General features: G+C 58.5%; 19 protein-coding genes and 2 pseudogenes. 12 read left to right on the top strand and 9 right to left on the bottom strand.

Annotated features, from left to right (window positions below):
- The first annotated feature begins 1 nt into the window (after nt 1).
- Nucleotides 2-457 (top strand): thioesterase domain-containing protein, encoded by a 456-nt coding sequence (locus BT204_RS04230; RefSeq protein WP_072445765.1) that lies wholly within the window; start codon nt 2-4, stop codon nt 455-457.
- Between the two features lie 127 nt (nt 458-584).
- On the opposite strand, the gene cysQ is transcribed toward BT204_RS04230, so the two are convergent.
- Together cysQ and nudE are read right to left on the bottom strand one after the other, a co-directional pair.
- Complete coding sequence (gene cysQ / locus BT204_RS04225; protein WP_072445764.1) at nt 585-1,421, bottom strand: 3'(2'),5'-bisphosphate nucleotidase CysQ; 837 nt, start codon at nt 1,419-1,421, stop codon at nt 585-587.
- Entirely contained in the window at nt 1,418-1,984 is a 567-nt protein-coding gene (gene nudE, locus BT204_RS04220; protein ID WP_014716485.1) for an ADP compounds hydrolase NudE, read from the bottom strand. The genes cysQ and nudE overlap by 4 nt, the downstream gene beginning before the upstream one ends.
- Nucleotides 1,985-2,071: 87 nt before the next feature.
- Between nudE and yrfG the strand changes: the two genes are divergently transcribed.
- Nucleotides 2,072-2,737, top strand: a complete 666-nt coding sequence (gene yrfG / locus BT204_RS04215) for a GMP/IMP nucleotidase (RefSeq protein WP_034125505.1) — start codon at nt 2,072-2,074, stop codon at nt 2,735-2,737.
- Between the two features lie 127 nt (nt 2,738-2,864).
- Here the strand turns inward: yrfG and lysM are convergent, their stop codons facing one another.
- Nucleotides 2,865-3,305, bottom strand: coding sequence for a peptidoglycan-binding protein LysM (gene lysM, locus BT204_RS04210; protein ID WP_043047371.1), 441 nt, complete (start codon nt 3,303-3,305; stop codon nt 2,865-2,867).
- Between the two features lie 242 nt (nt 3,306-3,547).
- On the opposite strand from lysM, the gene fdhD reads away from it, so the two are divergent.
- The 3 genes from fdhD to BT204_RS04195 all read left to right on the top strand — a co-directional run bounded on the left by fdhD (nt 3,548) and on the right by BT204_RS04195 (nt 7,564).
- A complete protein-coding gene (gene fdhD, locus BT204_RS04205; RefSeq protein WP_072445763.1) occupies nt 3,548-4,387 on the top strand; it encodes a formate dehydrogenase accessory sulfurtransferase FdhD in 840 nt (279 codons plus the stop codon).
- The gene (locus BT204_RS04200) at nt 4,384-6,732 is read left to right on the top strand and encodes an FdhF/YdeP family oxidoreductase (protein ID WP_072445762.1); all 2,349 of its coding nucleotides are present in this window, start codon (nt 4,384-4,386) and stop codon (nt 6,730-6,732) included. Before fdhD ends, BT204_RS04200 begins: the two co-directional genes overlap by 4 nt.
- A gap of 349 nt (nt 6,733-7,081) precedes the next feature.
- A complete protein-coding gene (locus BT204_RS04195; RefSeq protein WP_034125502.1) occupies nt 7,082-7,564 on the top strand; it encodes a glycine zipper domain-containing protein in 483 nt (160 codons plus the stop codon).
- 146 nt (nt 7,565-7,710) lie between these two features.
- Here the strand turns inward: BT204_RS04195 and BT204_RS04190 are convergent, their stop codons facing one another.
- The 3 genes from BT204_RS04190 to BT204_RS04180 all read right to left on the bottom strand — a co-directional run bounded on the left by BT204_RS04190 (nt 7,711) and on the right by BT204_RS04180 (nt 11,492).
- The gene (locus BT204_RS04190; protein WP_054896645.1) at nt 7,711-8,142 is read right to left on the bottom strand and encodes an acyl-CoA thioesterase; all 432 of its coding nucleotides are present in this window, start codon (nt 8,140-8,142) and stop codon (nt 7,711-7,713) included.
- A gap of 12 nt (nt 8,143-8,154) precedes the next feature.
- Complete coding sequence (locus BT204_RS04185) at nt 8,155-10,092, bottom strand: RecQ family ATP-dependent DNA helicase (RefSeq protein WP_054896646.1); 1,938 nt, start codon at nt 10,090-10,092, stop codon at nt 8,155-8,157.
- A 224-nt stretch (nt 10,093-10,316) separates the two neighbouring features.
- Entirely contained in the window at nt 10,317-11,492 is a 1,176-nt protein-coding gene (locus BT204_RS04180) for a tetratricopeptide repeat protein (RefSeq protein ID WP_054920258.1), read from the bottom strand.
- A gap of 175 nt (nt 11,493-11,667) precedes the next feature.
- Between BT204_RS04180 and BT204_RS27130 the strand changes: the two genes are divergently transcribed.
- From BT204_RS27130 to BT204_RS04155, 6 genes and pseudogenes are all read left to right on the top strand, one after another.
- Nucleotides 11,668-11,838, top strand: a complete 171-nt coding sequence (locus tag BT204_RS27130; RefSeq protein WP_087149535.1) for a YhfG family protein — start codon at nt 11,668-11,670, stop codon at nt 11,836-11,838.
- Nucleotides 11,838-12,014: pseudogene (locus BT204_RS28050) on the top strand (cell filamentation protein Fic); the annotation flags it as partial. The gene BT204_RS27130 and the pseudogene BT204_RS28050, both read left to right, overlap by 1 nt.
- Nucleotides 12,004-12,252 (top strand): annotated as a pseudogene (locus BT204_RS28045) (hypothetical protein). The pseudogenes BT204_RS28050 and BT204_RS28045, both read left to right, overlap by 11 nt.
- 289 nt (nt 12,253-12,541) lie before the next feature.
- Nucleotides 12,542-13,018: a hypothetical protein gene (locus BT204_RS04165; protein WP_054896649.1), complete on the top strand. Its 477-nt coding sequence runs from the start codon at nt 12,542-12,544 to the stop codon at nt 13,016-13,018.
- 281 nt (nt 13,019-13,299) lie between these two features.
- On the top strand, nt 13,300-13,656 hold the full coding sequence (locus BT204_RS04160) for a DUF1493 family protein (RefSeq protein WP_034125858.1): 357 nt from the start codon (nt 13,300-13,302) through the stop codon (nt 13,654-13,656).
- 191 nt (nt 13,657-13,847) lie between these two features.
- Nucleotides 13,848-14,711: a DMT family transporter gene (locus BT204_RS04155; RefSeq protein WP_229999887.1), complete on the top strand. Its 864-nt coding sequence runs from the start codon at nt 13,848-13,850 to the stop codon at nt 14,709-14,711.
- A gap of 52 nt (nt 14,712-14,763) precedes the next feature.
- On the opposite strand, the gene BT204_RS04150 is transcribed toward BT204_RS04155, so the two are convergent.
- Nucleotides 14,764-16,305: a phosphoenolpyruvate carboxykinase gene (locus BT204_RS04150; RefSeq protein ID WP_005783824.1), complete on the bottom strand. Its 1,542-nt coding sequence runs from the start codon at nt 16,303-16,305 to the stop codon at nt 14,764-14,766.
- Between the two features lie 179 nt (nt 16,306-16,484).
- Complete coding sequence (hslO, locus tag BT204_RS04145; protein ID WP_054920269.1) at nt 16,485-17,387, bottom strand: Hsp33 family molecular chaperone HslO; 903 nt, start codon at nt 17,385-17,387, stop codon at nt 16,485-16,487.
- Between the two features lie 124 nt (nt 17,388-17,511).
- Between hslO and BT204_RS04140 the strand changes: the two genes are divergently transcribed.
- Nucleotides 17,512-18,315 carry a phosphatase PAP2 family protein gene (locus BT204_RS04140; RefSeq protein ID WP_034125497.1) on the top strand — a complete coding sequence of 268 codons (804 nt, stop codon included), beginning with the start codon at nt 17,512-17,514 and terminating at the stop codon, nt 18,313-18,315.
- A 136-nt stretch (nt 18,316-18,451) separates the two neighbouring features.
- Here the strand turns inward: BT204_RS04140 and BT204_RS04135 are convergent, their stop codons facing one another.
- Nucleotides 18,452-18,859 (bottom strand): RNA-binding S4 domain-containing protein, encoded by a 408-nt coding sequence (locus BT204_RS04135; RefSeq protein ID WP_003236026.1) that lies wholly within the window; start codon nt 18,857-18,859, stop codon nt 18,452-18,454.
- Nucleotides 18,860-18,959 lie beyond the last annotated feature (100 nt).

Below are 18,959 nucleotides of genomic sequence, written 5' to 3'. Positions count from 1 at the left end.
CATGAGCCGTGATAGCCGTTACCTGGAATCCATCCTCCACCACGACATCCCACTCACCCGGGAAATGGGCCTCAGGGTGCTCGACTGGCAACACGACCAACTGCAACTGCACCTGCCCTTGCAAGCCAATATCAACCACAAGAGCACCATGTTCGGCGGCAGCCTCTACTGCGGCGCCGTGCTGGCGGGTTGGGGTTGGCTGCACCTGAAGCTGCGTGAAGCCGGGATTGAAGACGGGCACATCGTGATTCATGAAGGGCAGATCAGCTACCCGCTGCCGGTGACCCAGGACGCGACAGCCATTTGCGCGGCGCCGGATGAAAAGATTTGGAGGCGCTTTGTGGCGACCTATCAGCGCTATGGGCGGGCGCGGTTGGCGCTGGAGACGTGGATTGTGAATGAGGGCAGTGCAGAGCGTGCCGTCGTCTTTACCGGCCAGTACGTCCTGCACCGCTAGCAGCCATGACACAAAACAACTGTGGGAGCTGGCTTGCCTGCGATAGCGGTGGATCAGCCAATACCTGTATGACTGACACTCCGCCATCGCGGGAAAGCCCGCTCCCACATTTTGCTCTGCAGTGGCCTTAAGATCTGGCCAGGGTCAACAGCCGCTCACGCCACGCCGCCTTGGCCGGCAATGCCAGAAAGAACGGGTTCAGCAACGACTCCCGCGCCGGGTAGCTGAACGGCTTGCCATTCAACTCCAATACTTCACCCCCAGCTCCTTCCAATACACCCTGGGCCGCTGCGGTATCCCACTGCGAGGTCGGCGCCAGGCGCGGATAACAATCGGCACTGCCCTCGGCTAATAAGCAAAACTTCAAGGAGCTGCCGATATTCGCCAGTTTCAACTCGCCCAAGCCTTCACTGAGGCCATTGAGCAGGCGCTCCTGCTCAGGGCTGGTATGACGACGGCTGGCCACCACCGTAAAGGCCTCACCCGAGGCCGGAGCCTGGCGTACTTGAATCTGCTTGGGCGCTGCATTGACGTCCGACCGCCAAGCCCCCAGGCCCGCGCCGCCGAAGTAGCAACGGCCAGTGGTCGGTATCGACACCACGCCGAACACCACGCGGCCCTGTTCGATCAATGCAATATTGACGGTGAACTCTTCACTGCCAGAAATGAATTCCTTGGTGCCATCCAGAGGGTCCACCAACCACCAACGCTGCCAGCCGGCACGCACGCTCTGATCGATATCGGCGTCCTCTTCAGACAGCACTGGAATGCTTGGGTCCAGCGCGGTGAGGCCAGCGAGAATGAGATGGTGGGCAGCCAGGTCAGCAGCCGTCACGGGAGAATCATCCGCCTTGGACGTCACGGCTACCTCGGCACGCCAGTACGGCAGGATGGCTTCACCCGCCTGCCGAGCCATCTCAATGACCGGTGCGATAAACGGGTGGCCTAAAAACAGTTCGCTCATGCGGTGAACGCTCCACGCTGGGTCAACAGATCTCTCACCAGATACAGCGCAGCCAGGGCGCGACCTTCGCTGAACTGCTCGTTTTGCGCCAGCGCCGACAGCTCACGCAGGTTGACCCGGTCTACCCGCATTGGTTCGGGCTCATCACCTTCAAGACGCTCTTCGTAGAGATCGGTAGCCAACACCACCTGGATCTTCTGGCTCATATAGCCGGGCGACAATGACAGCTCGGTGATGTGCTCCAACTGCCGTGCACCGTAGCCGGCCTCTTCCTTGAGTTCGCGGTCTGCCGCTGCAAGCACGTCTTCGCCGGGCTCGATCAGGCCTTTGGGCAACGACAATTCATATTCGTCAGTGCCGCCGCAGTATTCTTCCACCAGCACTGCATGATCTTCATCGATCATCGCCACAATCATCACGGCGCCATAGCCCGTGCCACGCCCGACAAGACGCTCATAGGTCCGCTCAACGCCATTGGAAAAGCGTAATTGCACTTCCTCCACGCGGAACAAACGGCTACTGGCGACTATTTCGCGGGCGAGGACAGTGGGTTTCTGGCGCATAAACGGCTCCTTGGCGTGATCGGGTTACTATACCGTGGCTTTTCCGATTGTCTGTGTCGGATATTTTTACTTACATGAGACCCCACCATGCCCTCTCTGCCCTGGCACGCCATCGACACCGTCCTGCTGGACATGGACGGCACCCTGCTCGACCTGCATTACGACAACCACTTCTGGATGGAACACCTGCCGCAACGCTATGCCGAACTGCACGGCGTAAGCCGAGCCATGGCCGAGATGGAGTTGCAGCCACTGTTCGAGCGTAACGCCGGACAGTTGCAATGGTATTGCCTGGATTTCTGGAGCGCCGAGCTCAAGATCCCGGTGCGCGAACTCAAGTTGGAAACCGCCCACCTGATTGCCCTGCGTCCGGATGCCGATACCTTCCTGGCGGCGATCAAACAGGCCGGCAAGCGCGTGATCATGATCACCAACGCTCATCGTGATTCGCTGTCATTGAAGTTGGAGCGCATTGAACTGGCGCCGTATTTCGAGCGATTGATCAGCTCTCACGACTACGGTTTCCCCAAGGAAAACCCGCAATTCTGGGAGGCCTTACAAGCGGATATCCACTTTGACCCGGCCCGTAGCCTGTTTATAGATGACACTTTGCCGATCCTGCGCAGTGCCCGGGATTTCGGCGTGGGACATTTACTGGCAGTGAAAGAACCTGATAGCAAAAAAGGCTCAAAGGACACCGCAGAATTTGCGGCCGTCGGGGATTATCGAGAACTCATCGCCGGGCTTATGTAGGAGCGAGCTTGCTCGCGAAAAACGTCAACGATAACGCGTGCTTCCTGGATAAACGCGGTGCCTGTGAGTTTTTCGCGAGCAAGCTCGCTCCTACAAAAGGGCGAGCTTGCTCATTTTATCCTGCGTATTACTCAGGGATGCGCAGTGTCTGGCCCGGGTAGATCTTGTCCGGGTGCGACAACAGTGGCTTGTTAGCCTCGAAGATCTTGTTGTACTGGTTGGCATTACCGTACACCGCCAGGGAAATCGCGCTGAGGGTATCGCCCTTTTTCACTACGACGAAACGAGCAGCGGCAACCGCAGGACCACTGACAGTAATCTGGTCATCCACACTTGCCACGCCGGCAATGTTGCCCAGCGCCAACAGGATCTTTTCTTTCTCTTCCTGCGTGGCCACTTCACCGGTCACCGTGACCTTGTCGCCATCCACCGTGGTCTGCACGTTTGGATTACCCAGGCCCACCTTGCTCACATGCTCCTTCAACTGCTCACTGGCGTTCGCATTACCCGGCGTCAACAGGTCGACAATCTTTTCGCCGGCTTCTTTGATAAAGCTAAAAATACTCATGGTGCGCTCTCCTTGGGATTTAATTTCCAGATGCCCAAGACTAGACCAGTCCTGCCGACTTGGGTTCCAGACTGGCTAAAGACTCAAAAGTATCGCAATCACCCCTGCCTGGAATAAGCCCGACGAAAACGCGGGTGAACCTTGATCGACGCCCTCTATCAATAGATCAATACAGGCGATTAGACGCGACCCTTTGTCGCGCCTAGTCTAATCACTGATCAATCCGCCGGTGGTACTGCCCCATGAACGCCAAGCGCCCTCACTGCGCGGCGCCCGCTCTCGAATCGACCGCGCCCGTCGCCAGCCAGAGCTATCACTATTGCAATCTTGAACACACTGAAGTCGCCAGCACTGCGCTGGCCGAAGAAGTGGCGTTGGCAATTGCCTATAACGATATCAGCCAGGCGGTGATGCTGGTGACGCCTACGGACCTGGAAGACTTCATTGTAGGTTTCAGCCTCGGCAGCGGCATTATCACCGACGTTAACGACATTTATGACCTGAAAATCAGCGGTTCAGGCGCAGCCCAGTACGCCCAGGTACAGGTTTCCAGCCGTGCGTTCTGGAACCTCAAGCAGCAACGCCGCCAATTGGCGGGCACCAGCGGCTGCGGCCTGTGTGGCGTGGAAGCGGTAGAGCAAGCATTGCCCGACCTCCAGGTACTGCCCGGCGCGCCCTTGCCGCCGGCGCAGTGGCTCGACGGCCTGCGCCAGCGTATCAGTGCATTCCAACCCCTGGGCCAGCACAGCGGCGCCGTGCATGCGGCGGTTTTTATGAACAGCCAGGGGGAATTGCTGATGGGTCGCGAAGACATCGGCCGGCATAACGCCCTGGATAAATTGATTGGCGCGTTGATCCGCCAAAAGATTCCGACCGACGGCGGCCTGACGATTGTTACCAGCCGCTGCAGCCTCGAATTGATTCAGAAAGTCTTGCGCGCGGGTATCCAGACCCTGGTCAGCCTGTCGTCGCCCACCGGCCTGGCCTTGCAATGGGCGCGCCGGCACAACCTCAACCTTATCCACCTGCCGCAAAAAAGCGCGCCACGGGTCTATAGCCCTGCGATGGAGCACCAGCCATGAGCCTTCACCACCAAGCCGACCAGACCCCAACCCCACGCTACAAGCCCTATAAAGGCCCAGCCGGTGGCTGGGGCGCTCTGATCAGTGTGGCGCAAGCCTGGCTGACCAGTGACAACGCCCTGAAAAACCTGCGCATGATGCTCAAGACCAATCAGAACGGCGGCTTCGACTGCCCGGGCTGCGCCTGGGGCGACTCGCCGGAAAGCGGCATGGTCAAGTTCTGCGAAAACGGCGCCAAGGCGGTCAACTGGGAAGCCACCAAGCGCCGCGTCGATGCGACCTTCTTCGCCAAGCACAGCGTCACAGCGTTGCTGGAGCAAAGCGACTATTGGCTGGAATACCAGGGCCGCCTGACCGAGCCGATGCGCTATGACGCCGAGACCGATCGCTACATGCCCATCAGTTGGGAAGCCGCCTTCGACTTGGTCGGCAAGCACCTCAACGCACTGCCCAGCCCGAACATGGCCGAGTTCTACACCTCGGGCCGCGCCAGCAACGAAGCCGCCTACCTGTACCAGTTGTTCGTACGCGCCTTTGGCACCAACAACTTCCCGGACTGCTCGAACATGTGCCACGAAGCCAGCGGCGTAGCCCTGGCGCAGAGTGTCGGCGTGGGCAAAGGCACTGTGACCTTTGATGACTTCGAACATGCCGATGCCATTTTCGTCTGGGGCCAGAACCCCGGCACCAACCACCCACGCATGCTCGAGCCGCTGCGCGAAGCGGTGAAACGCGGCGCTCAGGTGGTGTGTATCAACCCCCTGAAAGAGCGCGGCCTGGAGCGCTTCCAGCACCCGCAACATCCGCTGGAAATGCTCACCAACGGCGACAAGCCGACCAACACCGCCTACTTCCGCCCGGCGCTGGGTGGCGATATGGCTATCTTGCGTGGCATGGCCAAGTTCCTGCTGCTGTGGGAACGCCAAGCCCTGGCCGAAGGCAAGGAAGCGGTGTTCGACCACGACTTCCTCAATGAGCACACTGCCAACGTCCTGGAATACCTGGGTCAGATCGACGACACCTCGTGGGAGGAGATCGTCGAGCAGTCCGGCCTGACCCTGGTGGAGATCGAGCAAGCGGCACGCATGTACGCCAGAGGCAAGAATGTAATCATGTGCTGGGCAATGGGGATTACCCAGCACCGCCACTCGGTGCCGACTATCCAGGAAATCGCCAACCTGATGCTGCTGCGCGGCAATATCGGCCGCCCAGGTGCCGGGCTGTGCCCGGTGCGTGGCCACAGTAACGTACAGGGCGACCGCACCATGGGCATCAACGAACGCCCACCGGTGGCGTTTCTGGACGCGCTGGAGCGTCGTTTCCAGTTCCAGGTGCCTCGCGACAATGGCCATAACGTGGTGGAAGCGATTCACGCCATGCTTGAAGGCCGCTCCAAAGTCTTTATCGGCCTGGGCGGCAACTTTGCCCAAGCCACGCCAGACAGCACGCGTACCTTTGAAGCGCTGCGAAATTGCGACCTGACCGTGCAGATCAGCACCAAGCTCAACCGCAGCCACCTGATGCACGGTAAAGATGCGTTGATCCTGCCGTGCCTGGGCCGCACCGACATCGACATCCAGGCCGACGGCCCGCAAGCGGTGACGGTGGAAGACTCGTTCAGCATGGTCCACGGCTCCAACGGCCAGCTGCAACCGCTGTCGAAACTGATGAAGTCCGAGCCGGCGATCCTGGCGGGCATTGCTGCCGCCACCCTGGGCAGCAAGCCCGTGGATTGGAACTGGCTTGTGGCCGACTACGGGCGCATCCGCGACCTGATCGCCGACACCATCCCAGGCTTCAAGGACTTCAACGAGAAAATCAAACATCCAGGCGGCTTCTATCTGGGCAACTCCGCCGGCGCACGCCGCTGGAACACTCCATCAGGTCGCGCCAACTTCCGCCCGAACATCTTGCCCAAAGACCTGATCCACGAACGCACCCACGCCACGGGCCGAGTGCCGGACCTGATCATGCAGTCGATGCGCTCCCATGATCAGTACAACACCACCATCTATGGCCTGGACGACCGTTATCGCGGAGTCAAAGGCCAACGTGACGTGCTGTTCGTCAACGAAGCCGACATCATCCGCCTGGGCTTCAAGCCGGGGCAGAAGGCAGACATCGTGTCGCTGTGGGAAGACGGTCGTGAGCGCCGCGTGAAGGGCTTTACGCTGCTGGCATTTGATATTCCGGCGGGGCAGGCGGCGGCTTACTACCCCGAAGTGAACCCGTTGGTGCCGTTGGAAAGCACTGGCGACGGTAGCCATACGCCAACGTCCAAGTTTGTTGCGATTCGCTTGGAAGCGGCGAGTGACAGTGGGTTGATCATGGCGCGCTCGGCCTGACTCGATCCGAGATATGTGTTGCTTGAACTAACGCTTTCGCGGGCAAGCCCGCTCCCACACTGGGATGGGTTCACCATTGAGACTGTGTGGACCGATCTGATGTGGGAGCGGGCTTGCCCGCGAAGAGACCAGCACAAGCACCGCACATTCTGCAGGCACAAAAAAAGGCCGCTTTTGCATAAAAACGGCCGTTCCGAAGTAGCTAAAGACCCGTAAAAACGACTTAAGTTCCCCATACAAAACAGCAACTTAGCAAATTGTATACAACCTCTGCCGCCGGTCGGATTTCGATTGTCAGCGCCTCGATACAACCTCAGGATCGCGCCGTCATCCCTTGAGGTTTCCCTGAATGAAGTTCTCCTCGATTCTCTTGTTGTCCCTTGGCCTGGTCAGTGGCGCAGCCATGGCAGGCGGCACCACCGAAGCCGGTGTAGGCGGCGCATTGGGTGGGGTACTAGGTTCTGTTGTCGGCCAGCAGTTGGGCGGCAACACCGGTTCGACCATTGGCGCGGCCCTGGGCGGCGCAGGCGGTAGTGCAGTCGGCGCCGACAAACGTAGCCGTGGCGAAGCCGCCATTGGTGGCGCACTGGGCGCAGCCGGCGGTAACGTCGTAGGGCGCAGCGTTGGCGGCAGCACCGGTGCACTGATCGGCTCCGCAGCCGGCGGTGGCGCGGGCGGCGCGCTAGGCAACTACATGGGTAACGAAAGTGATCGCGACAGCCGCCATTACCGCGATCGCGACCGTGATGATCGTCGCTACTACCGCGATGGCCACCCAGGTCGCGGCCATGCCTATGGGCATCGCAAGAACAAGCATCGTTATCGCGACTGATAAACCCGCGCTCTGACGAACACATCCGATGTGGGAGCCGGGCTTGCCCGCGATAGCAGTGAATCAGGTTTAGACGTACTGCCTGATACTGCGCCATCGCGGGCAAGCCCGGCTCCCACATTTGGTCTGTATTGCTTGTAGGTGCGTCAAACCAGCAGCCGCTGCATCGCTTCGCGCAACATTCCCGGAATCGGCACTGGCTGGTTCGAGGCTCGGTCCACAAACACATGGACAAAGCGCCCCGCCGCACGCGCCTCCTCCTCGCCCGCCTTGAATACCGCCAGCTCATACTGCACCGAGCTATTGCCCAGCTTGCCCACCCGCAGACCGACCTCAATGCACTCGGGAAAAGCGATCGAGGCGAAGTAATCGCAGGCCGAACTCACCACAAACCCCACCACTTCACCGTCATGAATATCCAACCCGCCCTGTTCGATCAGGTAGGTATTAACGGCTGTATCGAAGAAGCTGTAGTAAGTGACGTTATTCACATGGCCGTAGGCATCGTTGTCGTGCCAACGCGTGGTGATCGGTTGGAAGTGGCGGTAATCGTCGCGCACAGGCGTTGAGTCAGGCATCGGCAAGTCTCATCAAAGTTGATCCAATTGAGCATGGGCCCAGTCGCGCACCTCGGCGTAGGGGTAGTCTTCCAGCGCAGCAAAACCGGGAATGCCTCGCGCCTTCAACTTGGTAAACAACGGTACGCTGATACCGCCAAGGAAACGCGTCAAACGCTCCGCATTCGGCAAGTGCCCCGTGTGCTCATGATGCCTGTGGATAAAATCACCGCACAGCCCCATGAAGTTTTTATCCACAAGCGGCGGCAAGCTCGGCGGCGCCGGCAGATGGGCGACCTGGCCGTGGCATACCGAACAATGCCCGCAACGCCGGGGCGCATTATCATCACCAAAGTAGTGCGCCAGACGTTGCCCCAGGCAGTGGTCGGTGGCGAACAGGTCGAGCATGGCGTGAATCCGCGCGACCTCCGTCACCTCATGCTGCTTGAAGCCTGTGTATAACTCGGCGCTTAACGCGTGGGGGTCGAAATGGGTGTCGAGCAAACTGTAGACCTCAGTCATCTGCTTGCTTTCGAGCTCGATCAGGCCCTGCTCCTGAAAATAATCCAGTGCCTTCACCACCCGACTACGCTCGGCATTGTGCTGTTGATAAAGCGCATCGAAATCGACCGTCGCCCAGGTTTTAGCGCGCTTGCACACCTGGATGATCGCCGCGACAAACTGCTGCCGCTCGCCGGAAAAACGCGCCAGCAAGGCTTCGGGTTCGATCAGGTATTTGAAACGGTATTCCGCATAAAACGCATAGCGCGGCGCGATCACGCCCTTGAGCTCCAACTGCACCAGGAGCGTCTTGAGCGGCAACTCGCGAATATTGCTGTGGTCCGACAGCGACCTGAGCAGGAACTCCCACTGCCCTTCACTACGCGCGGCCTGCAATTCCTCCAGTACGCGCAAAATGCCGTCCTGCTCCGGCGTATCACCGTACACGAAGTTTTCCAGCACATTGAGGCTGTCGCGGTTGGCCAACACCAGGCAATCCGACGGCTGCCCGTCACGCCCTGCGCGGCCGATTTCCTGGCTGTAGTTCTCGATTGACTTGGGCAGGTCGAAGTGCACGACATTGCGGATGTCACTCTTGTCGATGCCCATGCCAAACGCGATAGTTGCGACAATGCAATTGGAACGCCCGCCCATGAAACGCTGCTGGATACCTTCGCGTTTTTCATGGGGCAGCCCCGCGTGATAAGCCTCGGCCTGAATACCGTGGCGGTTCAGATGCTCGGAAATCTGTTCGGCGGTTTTCTGCAAGGTGACGTAGACAATACTCGGCTGGTTGGCCCGCGCTTTCATCCATTCCAGCAGCCTGCGGCGTTTGTCGTGGCCGCTGACCGGTTCCACCAGCAGGTTGAGGTTGGGGCGATAGAAGCCCGTGGTCACTACATCTTCGGCAGCAATGGCGAACTTGGCCTGCATGTCGGCGATCACCTGGGGCGTGGCCGTGGCCGTCAGCAACAGCGCCTGAGGGATGTTGAACTGGCGCTGGTAGTCCGGCAGCTTCAAATAATCCGGGCGGAAGTTGTGGCCCCATTCGGAGATACAGTGCGCCTCGTCTACCACCAGCAACGAGATCTGCACGCTGTTCAGGAAATTACGGAAACGCTCGTTCTTCAAACGCTCCACGGAAATCATCAGAATCTTGAGCTCGCCCGATCGCGCACGGGCCATTACATCATTGGCCTCATCACGGCTCTGGGCCGAGTCGATACTGCCCGCCGAAATGCCATGGCGCTGCAGGAAACCCAACTGGTCCTGCATCAACGCCAGCAACGGCGACACCACCAGCGTCAGGTGCGGCAGCAACACGGCCGACAGCTGGTAACACAAGGATTTGCCCGACCCCGTAGGGAAAATGGCGGCGGCAGATCGCCCAGCCAGCACGGCGCTGACCGTCTCTTCCTGGCCCAAGCGAAAGTGTGGGTAACCAAAGACCTGCTGGAGGGTGTCGTGCATAAGGCTGTCACTCCATTGACCGCTGAGTTGGCTCAAAAACATAGCCCGGGATTCTCAGCGAATCGAGAAAGGTCGCGAGGAAAAAAGAGACAGGATGATACACAGAGGGAAGGATGGCTCAGGGCCGAAGTGGGACTTTTCCGAGAAAGTAACAAGACGCAGCAGATACAAATGTGGGAGCTGGCTAGCCCTCTCCCACATTTTAAAACCGTGCTACTGCTGAATCAGCGGTTTTGCACCCGCTCGATCGCCGTGTCATACACCGGGTTGGCCTTTTGCTCCTTGGCCAACTGGTAATGACGCAGCGCATCCGGGAACTGCCCGGCCGCTTCGTAGATGCGTGCAATGTTGTAGTAAGCACCGGCGCGCACAGTCGCGGCATTGGTACCGGTGGCCAGGGCGATAGCCTTGCGGTTGGCCCAGATCGACTCCGCGGTATTGCCGGCTTTCTGATACGCCAGGCCCAGGTTGCCGTAAGCCTTGCCGAAGCTGTTATCCAGCTCGATGGCTTGACGGAAGAAGTCGATGGCCTGGTCCAGGTTACCGGCCTGGTAGGCCGCTTCGCCCTTGAGGTTCAGCTTCTTCGCATCGGCCTGTGCCGACGTGCTCGCCGTCACGGCAGTGACGGCCACACTGTCGTCCAGCAACGGCTTGACCTCGTTGAGTACATCTTCGGCGCCAACTCTCACGCCGGTGAAGGTGTTGATGTCCTGGAAGTCGCCACTGCCGGTCATGCGGAACACAGTCCACAGGTTGCCCGTGCGGTTCTGCGGCACATAGTAGGTGCGTACCAGGGATTGCCCCATGTACACGAACACCTTGGCCTCACTGTTGGACAACTCGCTGGAGGTGGGAGAGCCGCTGTTGGAATAGTCGTGCACGGCATAGACGTAGCTTTCGCCGTAATGCTTTTTCTGCAGGGTGATGGTCTCCGGGCCATAGCTATCGGTGTCATCCACGTCCAGTTCGGCGTCGGTGCCCTTTTTATTGTTGAAGAAGATGTTATTGCCGGGGAAGATCATATGGGAGTCGAGGTCGCGCGGAGCCTTGCCCCAGGTCAACACCACACGCAGGCCGTCGAGATTTTCCATCACCGGGCTGATGGCATAGGTCATGCCTTTGCACGGGCACTTCACCACCAGGTTGGAATAGCCAGGCTTCTTGATGATCAGCAGGTTGCTGGCATCGTCAGCCACTTCACTGGTCAGCGTCACCTGGCCTTGCGCGTTGGTACGGCCCACCACGTTCTGCGCGCCATTACGTTGCAGCAGCACCTCGGCATCGGCGATTTTCTGGTCCTTGACCACCGCGCTCAGCACTTCAATCGGCAACTGCTCGGCCTGGGCAGAAAACGCCACCGCACACAAAGACATCGCCGAGGCGACACGAAGCAAACCCATGCTTAACTCCCTTTAAGTAGTGGGCGGAATCGCCCTACAAGATTTTGCGGTGAAACATACGCTGAAATGAGCTCGCTGGCAGATTTTTTATACAAGTTGTGACGGGCGTTTTATCCCGCCTACCGAGCTACGCATTGCGCTACATTCAAGCCTTGCTTTCCAAGAGGACGCAGCAATGAGCGAACTGACGTTTGAGCAAAAACAGGATCACTATCACAAGATCCGGCGTTCCAATTACTTGGCCAGCCTGCGCCTGGAAGGGTTCGATACCCAACCGACCGACGTCGACAAACCCCTGCCGACACGCGAAGCCGTCCTTGCCAAGTACCGCAACACCTCTAGCTGATGCTCGACAAATACGGGGTGGGCCAGGCCCCATACTGCTACCCCGGTAGCAGCACTCTGCGCAACCGCCTCCATTTGCTCGATGAGGCACGCCTGCACCAGGCCGAGCGGGAATTATCCGAAATCGCCGTAGGCAACCTTCCACTCTTTCCGCCGCCCTACGACCTTGATCGCCTGTCACCCGCTTCTCATCGACACTCAAGCATCAGCCAAAGACATCCAATCCGCCGCCCACCAGCGTATCCGCGCCGCCAGCGACTGATTGGAAACTTTCTCTTGCCTGACCTTCGAACACGCTGACCTCAAAGACATTTCCCACATCATTAATGCGCTGTACCTGCTCGTTCAGGACGGCTGTGATTTGTTGGAAGCCGCGCAACACGTTCAGCTGCAACCTGAACAAGCGCAAGTCTAAGCAACACCTGTGTAGGAGCGAGCTTGCTCGTGAAAATCGCCAACGATGACGCGGTAAATCAGAAAAAACGCGGCGCCCTTGAGTTTTTCGCGAGCAAGCTCGCTCCTACAACTGATCAGCTTTACCCATCACATCGTTGCAAGCCATAAATGCCGGAGGCTTTTGTAAGATACTGCCAAACGTCACGCCATCCGTTTCCCAAACTGCTTCAAATACCCGTTCAACCCTCTATACCAGTTACGCGTAGCCGACTGAACATAACCTCCTATCAACTGTCTCGGAAAAAACCGTGAACATCGAAAGGACTCAATATATCGGCCACTATGGCATCACTTTCACGGTAATTCGACTCACCGTGATGCCAAGCAATCGACAAGAGCTAGCCACACTTTGCTTGCTGGAAGCAAAAGCTTCAGCGATAGAGGTCCGCTTGCGGCTTCAGAAGTTGTACGAAAGGATGCTCGCCCGAGATCTACCCTGCGTCATGACAGTGGCCGTCTCAAAGCCACTGACCAGGAAGCACGCAGATAGCTTGAACAATCGGAACAACCTCATAAAAGAAATCATTTCTGGCGCAGTTGCAGCCCCTGTCGGGATCATATCCAGCAAAGCAGAATCGATAGTCGAGAACGCTATCAGCGATTTGATTTCTCGCAGGATCCGCAACTTTCACAGCGCAGACATCGTCATCGGCCTGGATGCTCAGGTCAGCGGTGGCATAGGCCCGCAGCGCTCAAGTGTCTCAATGCATGTGCACTCCAGATGAACTTTAGTCAATGGCTTTACCTACAAACAGCGCTATTGTTCGCTCTCCATCTGCTGCTGTATTACAAAATCACTGACGGCACGTTAAGAACGCGTTTCGCCGTTACCTTCATCGTAACGGGACTGCTTCTGTTGTTCTGGCTACCCTACATCGCCATTGTCCTGAACATTCAACTTCTTCCCCTGGCCTTGTTCTTGATAGGCTTGGTTCTCTTCATCACGCGAAACAAATACCGCCTGCAACGTGACAGGCCCCCTCACCCACTCCTGCGTGCCCCCACCATGAACCTGGCCCCCAACTTCCCAGAAGACCCTGCCATGCAGCAACTTGTGCAATTGCTGCATGAAGAAATCGGCTTGCCAACACACAAGACCATTGGCTTGCACACCTCACTGAACTTCGACCTCGGGTGCGATGGTGCTGAGGCCAAGCAATTCATGGAGGCGCTGGAGCAGGATTTTGGTGTCGACCTGAGCGACTACGACGCTTATCGTTACTTCCAGCCGCCGGTGTTCGACGTGTTCCTGAAGCGTCGCGCCAAAGGCCGTGGTGACAAGATTCCGCTGACCATCGGCATGCTCTACCTGGCGATCAAGACCCACCGCTGGGACACGCAGACGCTGGAAAACCTGAGCTGAATCCAATGAAGGATTTTTTGTAGGAGCGAGCTTGCTCGCGAAAAACTCACAGGCGCCGCGTTCATTCAGCAAGCACGCGTTATCGTTGACGTTTTTCGCGAGCAAGCTCGCTCCTACAGTATTAGGGCAAGCCTGCTCCCACACTGGATCTGCGCTAATCTGGCGAGCCGTATAAATAACAAGGACCTTACATGGACGTAACAATGGGCCTGCTGGCCGCCCTGCTCTGGGGCGGCACGGACTTTCTGGTGGGCCTCAACGCCCGAGCCGTTGGCGTAAAACGCGCGGTGTATTTCGGCCAAGCCCTCGGTTTTTTGATCATGACCCTCCTGCTGGTCATTTTCCCAGCCTTCCTTTTCAAATCCCTTGATGCACCGTTAAGCGTTTGGCTCCTGGGCGTCGCCGCCGCTCTGCTGACGGTGTCCGGCGCCCTTGCGCTGTCCAAAGCCTTTGCCTTGGGCAAAGCGGCCATCGTCGCGCCATTGGTGACGTCCTATGGGGTCGTGACCACCTTGCTGTCCTGGGCCAGCGGTGAACACATCAGCCTGATACAACTGGGCTGCATCGCCCTGTGCGTGATCGGCGTTGTGCTGTCCAGCATTCACAAGGACAACGGTACGCCTCACAACAACCCGCGCCTGTCCATTGCCTACGCCATGTCCGCCGCAACCCTGTACGGCACCAGTTTCTGGCTGCAAGGTCGCTACACACTGCCAGCGCTGGGGCCAATCACCATGTTGTGGCTGGGTTACCTGGTGGGCTTGTGCGTGCTGGTGGTGATGGTGCTGAAGATCAAGGATGGCTTGAAGATCCCGCCGCTGAAAAATTGCGCGACGTTGACCGGTGCGAGCTTGATGAACCTCGGCGGGTTCTCGGCATTTTCGTGGGGCGCGATGGCCGGCTCGGTGTCGGTGGTGACGGTGATCAGTACGCTCTCTGGAGGGATCGCGGCGATCCTGGGGTTTGTATTTTTCAAGGAGCGTTTGTCAGCGGTGCAGGTCGCAGGCGTTGTACTGGTGCTGGTCGGTGCAGTGGTACTGCACATCGCCGACTAATCGTTCGCCCATAAAAAAGCCGCCTAAGAGGCGGCTTTTTTATGGGCGAATCTTACAACTTAGGACCCGCCGCCTTGATCGCATCGCTGACTTCAAACTTCTTGAAGTTTTCGATGAACAGGCCAGCCAGAGCTTTCGCTGCTTCGTCGTAGGCAGCCTTGTCAGCCCAGGTGTTGCGTGGGTTCAACAGGCCGGTTTCAACGCCCGGTACGGCCAATGGCACGTCGAGGTTGATGGTGTCCAGGTGTTCAGTTTGCGCACCGATCAACGCACCGCTCTGGATCGCTGCAATCACGCCGCGAGTGGTCGGGATGTTGAAGCGTTTGCCGACGCCGTAGCCGCCGCCGGTCCAGCCGGTGTTGACCAGGTAGACCTTGGAGCCGAAACCACGGATACGCTTGATCAGAAGCTCTGCGTATTCGCCAGCCGGGCGTGGGAAGAACGGCGCGCCGAAGCAGGTGGAGAAGGTCGACTTGATGCCGCTGCCCGAACCCATTTCGGTCGAACCCACCAAAGCGGTGTAGCCGGACAGGAAGTGGTAGGCCGCCTGTTCTTCGCTGAGGATCGACACAGGCGGCAGTACGCCGGTCAGGTCGCAGGTCAGGAAGATCACCGCGTTTGGCTCGCCGCCCAGGTTCTTCTCGGAACGCTTGGCAACGTGCTCCAGCGGGTAGGCGGCACGGCTGTTCTGGGTCAGGCTGACGTCGGCGTAGTCGGCGTGCTTGGCCTCGTCGATCACGACGTTTTCCAGCACAGCGCCGTGCTTGATAGCTTTCCAGATAACCGGCTCGTTCTTCTCGGACAGGTCGATGCACTTGGCATAGCAACCGCCTTCGATATTGAACACCACGCCTTCGCCCCAGCCGTGCTCGTCGTCACCGATCAGGTAACGGCTTTCGTCGGCGGACAGGGTGGTCTTGCCAGTGCCGGACAGGCCGAAGAACAGGGTCACATCGCCTGCTTCGCCAATGTTGGCGGCGCAGTGCATCGGCAGCACGTCGGCAGCCGGCAGCAGGAAGTTCTGCACCGAGAACATGGCTTTTTTCATTTCACCGGCGTAACGCATGCCGGCAATCAGTACTTTTTTCTGAGCGAAGTTGAGGATCACGCAACCGTCGGAGTTGGTACCGTCACGCTCTGGTACGCACTCGAAGTTGGCCACGTTGAGCACTTGCCACTCTTCACGACCGGCCGGGTTGTACTGGGCCGGGTTGATGAACAGGCAACGACCGAACAGGTTCTGCCAGGCAGTCTGGGTGGTCATTTTCACGGCCAGGTAGTGGTCTTCTGCAGCCCCTACGTGAACATGGGAAACGAAATGCTCTTGCGCGTTATTGAACGCCTCGACGCGAGCCCACAGGGCATCGAACTTGTCAGCCGGGAACTTGCGGTTGATCGGGCCCCAGGCAATGGCGTCCTGGGTGGACGGCTCTTCAACGATGAAACGGTCAACCGGCGAACGACCGGTGCGATGACCGGTTTCTACGACCAGCGCGCCAGTATCGGCAAGCACGCCTTCACCGCGCTGCAGGGCTTCTTTGACCAGATCGTCAACACTCAGATCGGTGTATACGGCGTTATTGGCTTGCGTCATGAGGTTCCCCGTCGGCCTATGGCCGAGTGCTCCAAACGTTTTGTAGTAGAAAGTTGCGCACTACTACCGCGAAAAAAGTGGGCCGGATTATGCCAGAAAAGCCCAAAAAGAGTAGGGCCCTCCCGTCAGAACACCTCTAATCCGGCGTTTGTCAGGTGATTTACCTGTGCTTAAACGTTTTAGTGGCGGGTGTCGGAAGGGGTGTCGCTGCCTGCGCCGGCGAACAATTGCGCTACATCAGCCGCGTCGAACAGGTAGCGCTGGTTGCAGAACTGGCAGTCGATCTCGATATGGCCGCCATGTTCCACCACCAGATTTTGCGCATCTTCCAGGCCCAGGCTGACCAGCGCGTTACCGGAACGCTCGCGCGAGCAACTGCAGTGAAAATGCAGGCCCTGTGCGTCGAACAGGCGCACGGCCTCTTCATGGTAGAGGCGGTGCAGGATGGTTTCGTTGTCCAGGCCCAGCAGTTCTTCGGCCTTCAAGGTGTCGGCCAAGGCGATGATATGCCGCCAGCTTTCGGCACGATCATCCTCATCCTTGATGCGATCGGCAGGCAGTTGTTGCACCAGCAAACCACGGGCGCGCTTGCCGTCGGCGTTAAGCCAGAACTTGGTGCCCACTTGCTGGGACATAACGAAGTAGTTGGTGAAGCATTCCGACAGGGTCTGGCCGTCGAGGTCGACAATACCCTGGTACCGCTGGCCTTCAGTCGGGTCGACAGTCAGTGCCAGGACGCCGTTGGGCATCAGGTCGGCCAAGGTGGCATCTGCGGCAATCTGGTCAGCCTCGTAACGGGCCAGGCCACGGATCTCGCGCTCGCTCGAGCACTCGATCATCAACATGGGCACTGGCCCTTCGGAACGAGCCTGCAAGATCAGCAAACCGTCGAACTTCATGGTGCCCACCAGCAGCGCCGCGGCGGCCATCAACTCGCCGAGCAATTGCGCGACCGGCTCCGGATAGGCGTGTTTGGCAAGGACTTCGGCATAGCTGAGCTCCAACGAAACCATCTCGCCGCGGGCATCGCTCTCATCGAAGATGAAGCGTTGGGTGAAGTCGGTATCCGGTAGATCAGTCATAGGTCTGGGTATCTGAAGTGATGACAAAATGATTACAAGGTTTATAAAATTAAACGCTTTAGCACCATCTTGGTGCGACTTCTCCTGAATTCAAGGAGCTGAATAGAGCGATGAGGGACAGTTTATGAACAATCCGGGTTTGTTCCAAGCCAACTGGAACCTCCGGCGATGGGCTCTTTGCAATCTACTCGCTATCGGACTGCTGTGTTTTTGGCTGTGGCCCACGGGCCAGATGCTCTGTGTGATTTTCGACGAGTGGCTGTTTCATCTGCTCAATGGCCCATTGGCCACGAACTCGACCTGGCTACATGTGTGGGCCGTGGCCAGCCTGCGGCCGTTTGATGCAGTGGTCGGCGTGATTTTGCTGGCGCTGTTGATCCGCGGCGACTGGGTGTTCAAGGCCGTACAGGTGCGCCAGGCGTTTTTTGGCTTCCTCGGCATTCTGCTGCTATTGCTGTTTATCCGCATGCTGTTCTCAAAACTCGCGGCGCACATGGGCTGGCAGCACAGTAGCCCGTCGATGGTCATCAGCGGCGCGATTCAAATGAGCGACTTTTTCCCAGGGTTGGAGAAAACCTGGGAATTGAAGGACCGCTCGAGCCAGAGCTTCCCCGGCGACCATGCTTCGGTGCTATTGATCTGGGCGATGTTCATGAGCGTGTTCGCCCGGCGCATCGGCCAGGTGCTGGTGATCTGGGGCCTGGCGCTGCTGTTCATGATGCCGCGGCTGGTAGCCGGCGCGCACTGGGGCCAGGACGATTATATCGGTGGCGTACTGCTGGCGCTGTTGGCGCTGGGGTGGGGGTATTACACGCCGTTTGCGGCGAAGGTGTCGGGCGCTTTGTTGCGGATGACGGCGCCGCTTTTCGGGCTACTGAGCAAGTTGCCCGTTATTGGGCGGTTGAGTGTCATGCGCACAACTCCGTAACCCCCCAGGGCTAAAAGTGGGAGCGGGCTTGCTCGCGAACGCGGGGTGTCAATCAATGCATCTGTGCCTGACCCACCGTATTCGCGGGCAAGCCCGCTTCCACATTTGATCGAGTTTGCATGGGCGACTCGTGCAATCAATCGTCATTGCCGCTGCCGCGAAACTTGAACAGATCGCGGCGCTGCTTCTTGCTCGGCTTGCCGTCAGTGGTCAGGCCTGAAGCCCCTGCCTTGCGCATGGCCGCAGCGTTTTCGCGTTTGGCGATGCTGGCTTCGGTCTCGGCATACAGTGCCTGCGCTTCAGGCGCGCCCCGGCGGACGATGGAAAGCGCCTGTACTACGATGGTTTTTTCATCAAAGCCTGTACGAATCTGAAACTCGTCGCCGACGCGCGGCTCCTTTCCCGGCTTGCAGCGCTCGCCGCGATGATGCACCTTGCCGCTCTCGATAGCGGCCTTGGCCAGAGCGCGGGTCTTGTAGAACCGCGCTGCCCACAACCACTTGTCCAGCCGGACCTTCTCTTCCTCTTCCTGCTTTTGAGCCACTTGAATTCCTCGCTCTGAAAAATGTCGCAACTTTACCGTTGAAACCCTTCGACGCATAAACCCCAAGGCTCACCTAAGATACGCCAGGTAGCACCCTGTT

The organism is Pseudomonas sp. NFPP02, from assembly GCF_900119355.1.
Taxonomy (GTDB): Bacteria; Pseudomonadota; Gammaproteobacteria; order Pseudomonadales; family Pseudomonadaceae; genus Aquipseudomonas; species Aquipseudomonas paracarnis.
The sequence above is the reverse complement of the archived record's forward strand: the minus strand, read 5'-3'. Positions and strand labels throughout refer to the sequence as shown.